This window comes from Hymenobacter sp. (assembly GCF_031398885.1).
Classification (GTDB): Bacteria; Bacteroidota; Bacteroidia; order Cytophagales; family Hymenobacteraceae; genus Hymenobacter.
Map to the genome: position 1 here is coordinate 14,916 of NZ_JANNOD010000054.1, position 12,282 is coordinate 27,197.

Annotated in this window: 9 protein-coding genes; 7 read left to right on the top strand and 2 right to left on the bottom strand. The window is 65.9% G+C overall.

All coding sequences use genetic code 11. The annotated features are described in order from the left end of the window. The first annotated feature begins 351 nt into the window (after positions 1–351). The 6 genes from RMO51_RS10520 to RMO51_RS10545 all read left to right on the top strand — a co-directional run bounded on the left by RMO51_RS10520 (position 352) and on the right by RMO51_RS10545 (position 8,559). Positions 352–3,387 carry a PQQ-dependent sugar dehydrogenase gene (locus RMO51_RS10520; protein ID WP_310394449.1) on the top strand — a complete coding sequence of 1,012 codons (3,036 nt, stop codon included), beginning with the start codon at positions 352–354 and terminating at the stop codon, positions 3,385–3,387. A gap of 305 nt (positions 3,388–3,692) precedes the next feature. Further along, a complete protein-coding gene (locus RMO51_RS10525; protein ID WP_310394450.1) occupies positions 3,693–4,007 on the top strand; it encodes a hypothetical protein in 315 nt (104 codons plus the stop codon). 7 nt (positions 4,008–4,014) lie between these two features. Then, entirely contained in the window at positions 4,015–4,965 is a 951-nt protein-coding gene (locus RMO51_RS10530) for a DUF6745 domain-containing protein (RefSeq protein ID WP_310394452.1), read from the top strand. 97 nt (positions 4,966–5,062) lie between these two features. Beyond that, positions 5,063–6,910, top strand: a complete 1,848-nt coding sequence (locus RMO51_RS10535; protein WP_310394454.1) for a VWA domain-containing protein — start codon at positions 5,063–5,065, stop codon at positions 6,908–6,910. A 125-nt stretch (positions 6,911–7,035) separates the two neighbouring features. Then, positions 7,036–7,542, top strand: coding sequence for a GNAT family N-acetyltransferase (locus RMO51_RS10540; protein ID WP_310394455.1), 507 nt, complete (start codon positions 7,036–7,038; stop codon positions 7,540–7,542). Between the two features lie 321 nt (positions 7,543–7,863). Next, positions 7,864–8,559 carry a DUF92 domain-containing protein gene (locus RMO51_RS10545; protein WP_310394511.1) on the top strand — a complete coding sequence of 232 codons (696 nt, stop codon included), beginning with the start codon at positions 7,864–7,866 and terminating at the stop codon, positions 8,557–8,559. 14 nt (positions 8,560–8,573) lie between these two features. Here RMO51_RS10545 and RMO51_RS10550 read toward each other — a convergent pair whose 3' ends face one another. Next, positions 8,574–9,161, bottom strand: coding sequence for a hypothetical protein (locus RMO51_RS10550; protein WP_310394457.1), 588 nt, complete (start codon positions 9,159–9,161; stop codon positions 8,574–8,576). 34 nt (positions 9,162–9,195) lie between these two features. Next, the gene (locus RMO51_RS10555; protein ID WP_310394458.1) at positions 9,196–10,587 is read right to left on the bottom strand and encodes an APC family permease; all 1,392 of its coding nucleotides are present in this window, start codon (positions 10,585–10,587) and stop codon (positions 9,196–9,198) included. A 107-nt stretch (positions 10,588–10,694) separates the two neighbouring features. Here RMO51_RS10555 and RMO51_RS10560 point away from each other — a divergent pair, with 107 nt between their 5' ends. Further along, positions 10,695–12,263, top strand: a complete 1,569-nt coding sequence (locus tag RMO51_RS10560) for a T9SS type A sorting domain-containing protein (RefSeq protein ID WP_310394460.1) — start codon at positions 10,695–10,697, stop codon at positions 12,261–12,263. The last annotated feature ends 19 nt before the right edge of the window (positions 12,264–12,282 follow it).

A 12,282-nucleotide genomic window follows, 5' to 3' on the forward strand; every position in this document is an offset into this window, starting at 1 on the left:
TAACAAAATTTTAACGCGAATATGTGTGCTAAATCAGCTGAAAAACTGTAACTTACCTATCCTTCCGTTGCCGGTATCCTGGTTCGATTTCCTGTCTTCAGCGACGGCGGGTGCCTGCTTTAACGATGTTCACCCCTAGCCACCCTGCCCATGAAGTAAACCCCAATACCCCGCGTTGCCCGCCCCTACTTACGCTTGAAAAGCTGGCTAATGACCAGATTTTAGGCTTTTCCACGCCAGAATTTAACTTACCTCTTCCTTATGAAAACTTCTTTCCCCCGATTACAGTCCGCCGGGCCGCCGGAACAAGCGCCGCGACATTGGCTTGTTATTATCATATTTTTTACCATCATGGTCCTTTCGGCCAGCATGGGGGCCGGGGCCCAGACGTTCCCCGCCGGATTTAGCGCCTCGTTGGTCACCACCGGCATCCAGAGCCCCACGGCCATGGCGTTTGCCCCGGACGGCCGCATCTTCGCCTGCCAGCAAACCGGCCAACTGCGCGTCGTCAAGAACGGCGTCCTGCTGCCCACGCCGTTCGTGGCGCTGAGCGTGAACTCCAGCGGGGAGCGGGGGCTGATTGGCATTGCCCTGGACCCCAATTTTGCCGTCAATCAATACATCTACCTTTACTACACGCTGGCTGGCGGGGCCAACAACCGCATCAGCCGCTTCACGGCCAGCGGCGACGTGGCCGCGGCGGGCAGCGAAATCACGGTGCTCACCCTCGACCCGCTGAGCAGCGCCACCAACCACAACGGCGGGGCCATGCACTTCGGCCGCGACGGCAAGCTGTACGTGGCCGTGGGCGACAACGCCAACCGCGCCAACGCCCAGAACCTGGACTCGTACATGGGGAAGATGCTGCGCATCAACGCCGACGGCTCGGTGCCGGCCGGCAACCCGTACGTGGGCGGCGGCCTCTCGGCCCAGCGCCAGCGCATCTGGAGCCAGGGCCTGCGCAACCCCTTCACCTTCGCGGTGCAGCCGGGCACGGACAGAATCTTCGTCAACGACGTAGGGGAGGGCAGCTGGGAAGAAATCAACGACGCCGGCACCAGCGGGCGCAACTTCGGCTGGCCCTCCTCGGAGGGCTACAACGTGCGAGCGGGCGAGACGGCGCCCTTTTTTGCCTACCCGCACCAGGGCGGCTTTCCCGACGGCACGGGCTGCTCCATCACGGGCGGCACGTTTTTCAACCCGTCCAGCACCAACTACCCCGCGGCCTACGTGGGCAAGTACTTTTACCAGGACTACTGCGGCAAGTGGATTAACTACGTCGACCCGGGCAGCGGCACCACGCCCCCGGTCCGCTCCGCGTTTGCTCAGAACATGCCCGGCGACGCACTAGCCCTGCAAACCGGGCCCGACGGCAACCTCTACTACCTGGCCCGCAACGGCTCGAACCTCTGGAAAGTGGTGTACACGGCCGGCAGCAGCGCGCCGGTCATCACCACGCAGCCGGCCAGCGCCACCGCAACGATCGGCGCGGCGGTTATGTTTTCGGTGGCGGCGGCCGGCACGGCGCCGTTCAGCTACCAGTGGCAGAAAAACGGCGCCAACATCGCCGGGGCCACAGGCAGCAGCTACACCATCGCGGCCGTGGCCCCGGCCGATGCCGGCCAGTACCGCGCGGTGGTGACCAATAGCGTGGGCACCGCGACGAGCAGCGCGGCCACGCTGACCGTGACGGCGCTTAACAACCCACCCACGGCCCAGATTCTGACGCCCGCCAGCGGCACGACGTACGTGGCGGGCACCGAAATTCAATTTTCAGCCGATGCCACCGACCCGGAGGACGGCCCGCTACCGGCCAGCGCGTTTGTGTGGCAGGTTGATTTTTACCACGACACCCACAAGCACGACGGCACCCCATTCAACCAAGGCAGCAAAACCGGCATTTTCGCAATCCCCAACTCCGGGGAGCTGGCCGACAACGTGTTCTACCGCCTCATCCTGACCGTGACCGATGCGGGCGGGCGGCAAACCACCACCTTCCGCGACATTCTGCCGCAGAAGTCCACCATTGGCTTGGCCACCAGCCCCGCTGGCTTGCAGCTCAATCTCGACGGCACGGCCCGCGCCACGCCGGCCTCGGTGCTGGGCGTGGAAGGCATATTGCGCACGCTGGGGGCGCCTTCGCCCCAGACCGTGGGCGGGGTGACCTACGAATTCGTGTCGTGGTCGAACGGCGGCACGCAAAACCAGACCATTGCTACCCCCCCGGACGACGCCACCTACACGGCGACGTTCCGGGTGGTGCCGGCCTCGGCGCAGGCCGTCGCGTCGTTCACCCTGATTAATGCCGACACCGAACTGCCCATTGCCGGCTACGACCCGCTGCCCGGCGGCGCCACGCTCAACTTGGCCGCGCTGCCCACGCGCAACCTCAGCATCCGGGCCAACACCAACCCCGCCACGGTGGGCAGCGTGCGCTTCGGTTACGACGGCAACGCCAATTACAAGCTCGAAAACGCGGTGCCCTACGCCATTGCCGGCGACAACGGGCCCAGCGACTACCTGCCGTGGACGCCCGCCGTGGGCAGCCACACCCTTACGGCCACCCCCTTCACCCAGAGCGGCGCGGCCGGCAGCGCGGGCACTCCGCTCACCATCAGCTTCGCGGTGACCGACGCCGCCCTGCGCCCGGCCGACAATCCCGCCAACACCACGGCCGGCCTCAATTACGCCTACTACGAGGGCAGCGGCTGGAGCGTCCTACCCGATTTTGGGGCCCTGACCGCGGCCAAAACCGGGACCACGACCGACGTGAGCCTGGCCCCGCGGCTGCGCAACGAAGATTTTGCCTTTCGCTACACCGGGTACGTGAGCGTGCCCGCCGGCGGGGTGTACACGTTTTACACCACTTCCGACGACGGCTCCCAGCTCTTCATTGGCTCGACGCTGGTGGTGAACAACGACGGGCTGCACAGCGCGCGGGAGGCGGCGGGCAGCGTGGGTCTACGGGCCGGGCTGCACGCCATCACGATTACGTTTTTTGAGCGGGGCGGCGACGAAGTGCTGAACGTCAGCTACGCCGGGCCGGGCCTGAGCAAAACCGCGGTGCCAGCCGGGGCCCTGTTCCGCACCAACCCAGGCCGGGCCCTGGCAACCACCGCCAGCGCGGACCACGCGCTGGCGGTGCAGCTCTACCCCAACCCGACCCGCGACGCCGTCACCATTCGCCTGCAAGCGGCTACGGCGCAGGAGGCCCGGGTGGATGTGCACGATGCCTTGGGCCGCCGCGTGGCCGGCCTAACTCGGCTCACCCACGCGGGCCCGAACGAGCTGCTGCTGTCGCTCGACGGGCTGTCCAGCGGCTTGTACACGGTGACGGTGCAGCACGGGGCCGCGCGCAGCGCGCAGCGGCTGGTGGTGGCCCGGTAGACCGGCCATGCTTTACACATTAAAAGGGGCTGCCTGCGCAAGGCAGCCCCTTTTTTTCGTGGTTACTACCCAGCGGCCATTGTGAAGTACCTGTCTGATGCTCTTTACAAGGGTAGGTCAAATACCAAAGAAGAAGTGAAACAAGGCTTGTGACTGTACTGTAGACTTTTTTCACCCTGAATTGAGATTAGTTAATAACTAAATAAATTAGTAAATTTTCACTTAAAGCTTGCGAGTGCATCCTAATTTATGTAGCTTCGCATAGAAAATCACTCTCATTATTTCTCACTTAATTAGCAAATCCAATGACCCCGACCAGCTTTTTGTATCGCCACGGCGATGTCCTCATTGCGCCCGTTGCGGCGCTGCCGACGGGCGCGGTACCCCGGCCCGGCCTGGTGCTGGCGCACGGCGAGCACACTGGGCATTCGCACCGTATTCGGGAAACCGGGACGGCCAGCCTGTACGTCTACGGCAAGGACCTGTACTTGCTGATTTCGGCCCCGACGGCTACCTTGGTGCACGAGGAGCACCGCGCCATCGAGCTGCCCGTGGGCGTGTACCGCGTCTGGCAGCAGCGCGAGTACACGCCGTCCGCCATCCGAACCGTCATCGACTAAACGGCTTATGTTCAGCATCAACGCTCGGGGCCGGCAGCTGCGCCGGCCGGCCGCCGCGCCCACGCAAGCTGCGGAGCCGGCCGCCACTTTCCGCGCCGGTCCGGCCACTCCGCAGCAGCAAGTTGCCGCGGCCCAACCGGCCGGCCCTCTGCGGGCCACGCCGGAAGCCGCCCGTGCCCTGCTCCTCAGCGGCCGAGTGCCTGATGAGCTAATCGTGAGCGGGGCCCTGCGCCTGAGCCACGAGCCGCGGCTGCGCGAGCTGCCTCGCTGGCTGGAATGCACCCACTTGGACGTGAGCGACTGCCCCAATCTGAACCTGCTGCCCGAGCGCCTGCGCGCCACCAGCGTGCAGGCCGCCCGGACCGGCGTGCGGGAGCTGACCGGCGACTGGCTGGTGCGCGAGCACGTGAACCTGAGCGGCAACCGGCAGCTGCGCCGGCTGCCCGAGCGCCTCACGGCCCGCTCGCTGGACGTGGGCAACTGCGCCGCGCTTGCGCAGCTGCCCGCCACGCTGCACCTCACTAGCTGGGTAGAAGTGGCCGGCAGCGGCCTGACGGCCTTGCCGAGCGGGCTGCGGGTGAACATTCACTGGCAAGGGACGGCGGTGGACGAGCGCACCGCCTTCCGGCCCGAAGACCTGAAAGCCGGGGAGATTCTGAACGTGCGCAACGTGACGCGGCGGCGCGTGCTACTGGAGCGCTTTGGCCTCGACCGCTTCATTCAGGAAGTGGGTGGCCTCGTCATCGACCGGGACCGCGACGCGGGCGGCGAGCGGCAGCTCATCCGCATTCCGCTCGACGACGACGAGCCGGTGGTGGCCCTGCGGGTGCGGTGTCCCTCTACGGCCCATACTTACGTGCTGCGGGTGCCGCCCCACGTGCGCACCTGCCGCCGGGCCGCTGCCTGGCTGGCCGGCTTTGAGAATGAGCAGGATTACCGGCCGCTCATCGAGACCTGAGGGGTTTTCAATTCTCCCATTTCGTTGCTATTTTTCCTCGTTGCCGGCGTTTGCCGCGCATTGCTTTTTGCCTATTTTCTCCTTTTTCTTCCTTCTCATGCAAATCACGCAGCAACCCGCCAGCCCGGTCATCCTCGAAAGTTTGGCCGACACGACCAGCCTCCTGTTAAGCTTTCGTGAAGACGTGCCCAACCCCCAGCGCCGGCCGCTGAACGTGGCCTTGGTTATTGACCGCAGCGGCAGCATGGCGGGGGCGCCGCTGAAGTACGCGCTGCAGGCGGCCGCCGACTTCGTGGACCGGCTCACGGCCGACGACCGGCTGAGCATCGTGGTGTACGACGACGAGGTGAAGACGCTGCTCGACGCGGAGCTGGTGACCGACAAGGACGCCATCAAGCGCCTCGTGCAGGGGGTGCGGGCCGGGGGCCTCACCAACCTGAGCGGGGGCTGGCTGCGCGGCTGCGAACTGGTGGCCAAGCACAAAACCGACCGGCACGTGAATCGGGTGCTGCTGCTCACCGACGGGCAGGCCAACCAGGGCATCACCGCGCCGGGGGTGCTGACTGCCACGGCCGGCAAGAAGGCCGAAGAAGGCATCACGACCACGACCATGGGCTTCGGCGGCCACTTTGAGGAGGATTTGCTGATTGGCATGGCGCGGGCGGCCGGGGGCAACTTCTACTTCATTCAGTCGCTGGACGACGCGGCCGACGTGTTCGGCATCGAGCTGGACAGCCTCAAGGCCATTGCCGCCCAGAACCTGACCGTGACGCTCACGCCCGTCGGGCCCACCGAAATTGCCGACGTGCTCAGCCTGGCCCGCGTGGAACCCCAGGCCGATGGCCGGCTGGTGCTGCACCTCGGCGACGTGCACGAGAACGAAGACAAGCTGCTCGGGCTGCGGCTGCGGCTGCCGGCGCTGGCGGCCGGCGGCCACCCGCTGCTGCACGTCGCGTACCGGGCCGATGCCATCCGCGAAGGTCGCATCGAGTCCATTTCGGGCGAGCACACGGTGCAGGTCACGGCCGGCGCCATTGAGGCCGTGGCGGCGGCCACCGACGGCGGCGTGACGATGGATTTGGCCCGCCTGCGCATTGCCCGCGACAAGGAGCGGGCCGTGGAGCTGGCCGACACCGGCCAGCACGCCGAAGCCGAAGCGCTGCTGCACCAGCTGGTGGCCGAGCTGACCGCACAGGGCCTGCACGAGCACTTCGAGATTGCCGAGGAAATCGACCAGATTAACCACTACGCCCAGCGCATCGCCAGCCGCCACCTCGACAACGAGAGCCGCAAGGAGCTGCGCGACCAGGCTTTTCAGGGCCGCCGCGCCCGCGTGGACCTGTCGGGCCGCGGCGTGAGCGTGGACCAGGCCGCCCACGCCCTGCCCGTGGTGGCCGAGCCGGGGGCTGGCGTCGAGTTGGCCTGCTTCCGCGAGGGCGGCAAGCTGCGGGTGCGGGTGGTGTCGCCGGGCTACGACGATTTGAACATCCAGTTTCCACGGGCCATCCGGGCCGAGGGCGCCCACTACGTGGTAGAAGAGCTGGAACGCAGCCTCGACAATACTTTCTACCGGGCCAAGGGCGTCATCACGCGCCTCGTGCGGCCGGGCGAAACCGACCCGCTGGCCGGCGGCCACCACGGCTCCTCGTCGCGTAGCCGGAGCAGCGCGGCCAGCGTCCGACCGGCCCGCACCCCCACCACCCTCGCCGATTTGGAGGAAACCGACACCATCGGCTCGGGCGTCCTCATCCAGTGCGTGAAGGACGGCAGCAAGCTGCGCGCGCGCGTGGTGAGCGACGGCTTCGACCCGAACTGGAACATGCGCTTCCCGCGCGGCATCCGCGAGGAAAGCATCCTCTTCGTGGTGGACCAGGTGAACACCGCCCCCGACGGCAAGTCCTACATCGCCAGCGGCGACATCAAGCGCTTCGTGCAGACCACGTAATCCTGTTTTGAACATCCACGCGGAGCAGTCCGGCAGTCCTGAAGCAGCAGGCGCGTCCGGGCTGCTTCTTTTGCTGAAATATTGTCGAAGCGCCATTGGGCCTTGGTTTATCATTCCCGTTTTCTATGCTGCTTACCCGCCGCGCCACCGCTGCCGACGTACCGGCCATCCTCGCCCTCATCCGGCGCGTAGTGCCGCTGATGCACGCCAGCGGCAATTTTCAGTGGTCAATTGATTACCCAAATGAAGCAGCGTTTCAGCGCGACATCGAGCAACATCAGCTGTGGGTGGCGGAGCTGGACGGCACGGTAGCCGGCGTGGCGGCCCTCACCACCGACCAGGATGCCGAATACGCCCAGGCCGACTGGGACGCAACAGAAGCCGCCCTGGTAACGCACCGCCTGGCGGTGGACCCAGGTGCGCAAGGAAAAGGCGTGGCCCTGGCTCTACTGGAGCAAGCCGAAAAGCAAGCCCTAGCGCAAGGCCTGCGGGTGTTGCGAGTGGACACCAATTCCGAGAACGCGGCCACGCAACGGCTGTTTCCGAAGCTGGGCTACCGCTTTGCGGGCGAAATCCCGCTGGCGTTCCGGCCGGGACTGCGGTTTTTCTGCTACGAGAAACGGCTGGGGTAATTTTAAGCTGTGGGTTGTTTACTACAACTGATTAAGGTACTGCTGTTGACAGGCGTGTTGCTTTGGCTTATTTTTCCGAGTCAGCTTTTCGTAAAGCTGACTCATTCGGAGCAAAAGAACCTGAGCGACGGAGGCTTCTTTTCCGGTAGGATTGGTGCTAGCGCTTTTTACCGTGATGATGTACCTGGGATTTCGCTCCCGGAATGAAAAGCACTAGCAGCTAGCCAATGAGCCGCGAAGCAACAGTTGACACTTCATTGACATGGCGGGTTGGACAGCTCGTGGTTTGCTCCTGTGACTGATTTTATCCGACTTGGCTTGGTGCTGCTATTGCTCGGGTTAGGCATGGCCTACAGCGTGCGGGCCGGCAAGTTGACCACGGCCGCTGCCGGCACGGGCGGGGCGCTGGGCCTGCTCATATTTCTGGGCGGCGGCTTTCCGGAGCTGGCGCTGCTGGCCCTGTTTTTCGGCTTAGGAACGGCCGCCTCCAGCTGGCGCGTGGCCGACAAGCGCCGCCTGGGACTGGCCGAGGAAAACCGGGGCCGGCGCACCGCCGGCCAGGTAGTGGCCAACGCCGGCGTAGCGGCCCTGCTGGGCCTGGTGGCCTGGCAACTGCCGCGCGCCGCGCCGCTGGCTCAGCTAATGCTGGCCGGCAGCTTCGCCGCCGCCACTGCCGACACGCTGGCTTCGGAGCTGGGCAATCTGTACGGGCGCCGCTACTACAACATTCTCACTTTGCGGCCCGACGCGCGGGGCCGCAACGGCGTGGTGAGCCTGGAAGGCACCGCCCTGGGGCTGGCCGGGACGGCTACACTGGCGGCCGTGTACTGCCTGTGTTTCGGCTGGAGTACGGCGTTTTGGTGGCTGCTGATGGGCGGCACGGCCGGCAACCTAGCCGATTCGGTGCTGGGGGCCACCCTGGAACGGCGCGGGTTGCTGAACAACAACGCGGTTAATTTTCTGAATACGCTGACCGGGGCGTCAGTGGCAGGCGGACTGGGGTACTGGCTGGGCTAGCCGATGCCGCCGGGTTATTTTGCCGTGGCAAAATCGGCTAGCTCGGCCAGCTCACTGGCTATTTGCCTTTCCCATTCCAGCTGCTTGTCCAGAAACAGTCCGTATTTGGTTTCGTCGGAATACTGAATTACCCGTTGGCTCGCTGCTTCGAAAGTGGTTCTCAGCAGCTCACTGGCATCAGGCTTGCCCCACAGAATTATTCTTGTGGCCGCGCCCCGAAGCTGCTGCCGGAGCCGCCGGGCCGCTATTTCGTAAATATCCCACTCCGTTTGCAGATAACGAAGCTGTAAGCTGGTGCTCAGCGTATCGGCCGGGTCCAGGTACGAGCCGGGGCGGTGGACGTAGTTCTGAACGACATGGTTTGCGTTCTTGCCCAGCAAATCCATATTGTTTCCGCTCAGCTGTACGCCGAAACTGGCGAAGCTCTGGCTTAGGTTGTTTCGCGGACGCACTTTTAACTGAAAGTCCTGGGCCTTTAGGCGACGAACGGGGCTCCACAGCAAATAGTCGGCTGACAATACTTTCGCCGGCTGCCAGAATTGCGCCGAGCTTTGAAAACCAGCCAGCAGCCAGAGCAGCAGCAGGGCGTAGCGAGTAATCATAAAAACACGAAAATGAGGTAAACGAAAGCATTATCTACCGTTCAAACGGCCAGCGCTGCAGCCGCCGGCTCCAGAGCAGGAAGGCCCCCACGCCCAACGAGATAACCAACAGGCCCGAGAGCATGAACTTGGCCCCCGTGCTGTAGAACACCAGCAGCCACACGATGATGGCCAGCACCACGGGCAGCGGGTAGAGCGGCATTTTGAACGGCAGGGACGCCGTGCCGCGCCGACGCCGCAGCAGCACCAGCCCCACGGCCTGGCCCACGAACTGCACCAGGATGCGCATGGCCAGGATGGCCGTAATGACCTCGCCGAGCCGGAACAGCAAGCTGAATACGAAGCCCGTGCCGCCCAGAATGAGCAGCGACACGTGCGGAAACTGCTTGGTGGGGTGCAGCCGACCGAAGAGCGGCAGGAACTCGCCGTCGGCCGCCGCGGCGTAGGGAATGCGCGAGTAGCCCAGCAGCACCGCAAACAGCGAGGCAAAGGCCACCAGCAGCACCAGCGCCGTGGCGGCCTGCGCGGCGGCCACCCCGTAGAGCCGTTCCACGAAGAGGCTGACGATGAACTGCGACTTGTCGGCCACGGCGCCCGCGCCGGCGGCCTGCCAGCCCTGCACCTCCTGCCACGGAATAACGGTGCCCACGCTCCAGTTCAGCAGCAGGTACAGGGCCATGATGCCGAGGATGCTCAGGAAAATGCTGCGCGGAATCACGCGCTGGGGGTTCACGATTTCGCCGCCCAGGTGGCACACGTTATAGTAGCCGAGGTAGGAGTAGATGGTTTTGATGGCGGCCTGGCCCATGGCGGCCGAGAGCAGCACGCCCGGCAGGGCCGCCGCGCCGCCCGTGGGCAGCCAGGCCACCGCGTGGTGGGCGTGGGTGAGGCCGCCGAAAATCAGCCAGCCCATAAGGCCCAGCACGCCCACCCACAGCGCCACGCCCAGCCGGCCAATGTCCTCGATGCGGCGGTAGAGCAGCGCGATGAGCAGCAGCACCACGGCGCCCGACACCAGCTTGGGCTGCCACCAGGCGGTCATCGGCACGAGGTAGCCGAAGTACTGGGCGAAGCCGATGGCGCCCGAGGCCAGCACCAGCGGCGACTGCACCAGCGTCTGCCACACGTAGAGAAACGACATCAGCCGGCCCCACTTCTGCTCGCCGTAGGCCAGCTTGAGGAAGCGGTAGGAGCCGCCGGCTTCGGGGTGGGCCGCGCCCAGCTCGCTCCAAATCAGGCCGTCGACCAGGGCCAAACCGGCGCCCACCAGCCAGGCCAGCAGGAAATTCGGCCCCATAAACCCCATAACCAGTGGCAGCGTGACGAATGGTCCTATTCCGACCATATCAATCATATTGAGCGCGGTGGCTTGCACCAGGCCGAGGCGGCGCTGCAGCGTGGGAGTAGAGTCGGGAGTGTCGGGCATAAGAACGAACGAGTGGGGCCGCAAAAGTGGCGCGGCACGGGCCGGCAGCAGCGAAGGTAACGGGCCGCGGGTGCCTAACTTGGCCCCCCTCAACCTTCCTGCTTCTCATGAAAACACCTTTGCATTCCTTGCCGCTGCTGGGCCTGGCGCTGCTGGCCGCCGGACCGGGCGCCGCGCAAACCGCCGCCCCAACCGCCGCGCAGCCGGCCGACGCCTTTGTCGAAAGCATTGGGGTGAACACCCACTGGCAAGCCGGCAACGTGTACACCACCCGCTACGCCGACCTCAAGGCCAAGCTGGTCCGCGCCGGCATTCGCCACGTGCGCGACGGCGACGTGGGCGGGGTCTTCCCGCGGGCCCGCGACCTGTTCGCGACCCACGGCATCCGCACCACGTTCATCACCGCCCGGCGGCCCGACAACTACCTCTCGCCCTTGCAGCCGGCCCGCATCCAGGAAGAGCTGAACGACATCAAAGCCAACGCGCTGGCCGCCACCGAAGCCATCGAGGCCCCCAACGAGTACGACCTATTCCACGACGCGCGCGAAACGGACTGGGTGGGCAAGATTCAGGCCTACACCCGCACGCTCTACGCCCTGGTGAAGGCCGACCCCGCCCTGGCCAGCCGGCCGGTGCTCGGCCCGTCCCTCACCTCGGAGGGGGCCTACGCGGCCGTGGGCAACCTCGACGCCCACCTCGACCACCCCAACTTCCACCCCTACCAGTCGGACCGCTGGCCGGGCTCGCCGGGCTGGGGCGGCAACGGCTACGGCGGCCTCGACTGGGCTTACAATTACCTGCTCGCGCGCCAAAGCCCCTCGGGCAAGCGGCCCCAGGCCACGGAATGCGGCTATTCCAACGACCTCAGCGCCGACGGCCTGAGCGAGGAAGCCGAGGGCAAATACACCGCCCGCATGTACGCCGAGTTTTTCCGGCGCGGCATCGTGCGCACGTTCAAGTACGAGCTGGTGGACGAGGGCACCAGCGGGCGCGAGCAGCTCTTTGGCCTGCTGCGCAACGACCTGAGCGAGAAGCCGGCCTACCGCGCCGTGAAGCAGCTGACTGACGTGCTGGCCGACCCCGGCCCGGCCTTCGCGCCCGGCACGCTGGCCTACGCCCTGGCCGGCAGCACCGCCAACGTGCGCCAGCTGCTGCTGCGCAAGCGCACCGGCGACTTCTACCTGCTGCTCTGGCTCGAAGTGCCCAGCTGGGACGTGAACGCCGACGTGAACTTGTACCCAGCTGCCCAAACCGTGACGGTGAGCCTGCCGCCCGGGGCCGTGACCCAGGCCACGGGCTACACGCTGGACAACAATGCCACCCCGGGCACGGCCACCTACCCGCTCGCCAATAACGCGTTTGCACTGGCCGTGACGGACAAGGTAACCGTGGTGAAGCTCACGACGGCCCAGCCCCTGGCCACGGCCGAAGCCGCCGCGCCGGGCGGAGTCTTCCCCAATCCCCTGGGCCCCGGCGACCGGCTGACGGTGGCGGGCGCCCCCGCCGGCACGGCGGTGCAGGTGCGCGACCTGCTGGGGCGCGCCGTGCGCACCGCCCCGCTGGGGGCCGGCGGCACCCTCGACCTCGGGGCGCTGCCCCCCGGCGCCTACTTCCTGACCGTGGGCGCCGCCGGCCCGGCAGCCCGCACCTACCGGGTGCTGAAAACCGCGCCGTGAAGCCGCGCCGCGCGGCCGG

Excerpts from the sequence above, each read along its gene's own strand:
- RMO51_RS10530 (WP_310394452.1), top strand. The coding sequence starts at position 4,015 with ATGTTCAGCATCAACGCTCGGGGCCGGCAGCTGCGCCGGCCGGCCGCC.
- RMO51_RS10520 (WP_310394449.1), top strand. The coding sequence starts at position 352 with ATGGTCCTTTCGGCCAGCATGGGGGCCGGGGCCCAGACGTTCCCCGCC.
- RMO51_RS10540 (WP_310394455.1), top strand. The coding sequence starts at position 7,036 with ATGCTGCTTACCCGCCGCGCCACCGCTGCCGACGTACCGGCCATCCTC.
- RMO51_RS10555 (WP_310394458.1), bottom strand. The coding sequence starts at position 10,587 with ATGCCCGACACTCCCGACTCTACTCCCACGCTGCAGCGCCGCCTCGGC.
- RMO51_RS10550 (WP_310394457.1), bottom strand. The coding sequence starts at position 9,161 with ATGATTACTCGCTACGCCCTGCTGCTGCTCTGGCTGCTGGCTGGTTTT.
- RMO51_RS10535 (WP_310394454.1), top strand. The coding sequence starts at position 5,063 with ATGCAAATCACGCAGCAACCCGCCAGCCCGGTCATCCTCGAAAGTTTG.
- RMO51_RS10560 (WP_310394460.1), top strand. The coding sequence starts at position 10,695 with ATGAAAACACCTTTGCATTCCTTGCCGCTGCTGGGCCTGGCGCTGCTG.
- RMO51_RS10525 (WP_310394450.1), top strand. The coding sequence starts at position 3,693 with ATGACCCCGACCAGCTTTTTGTATCGCCACGGCGATGTCCTCATTGCG.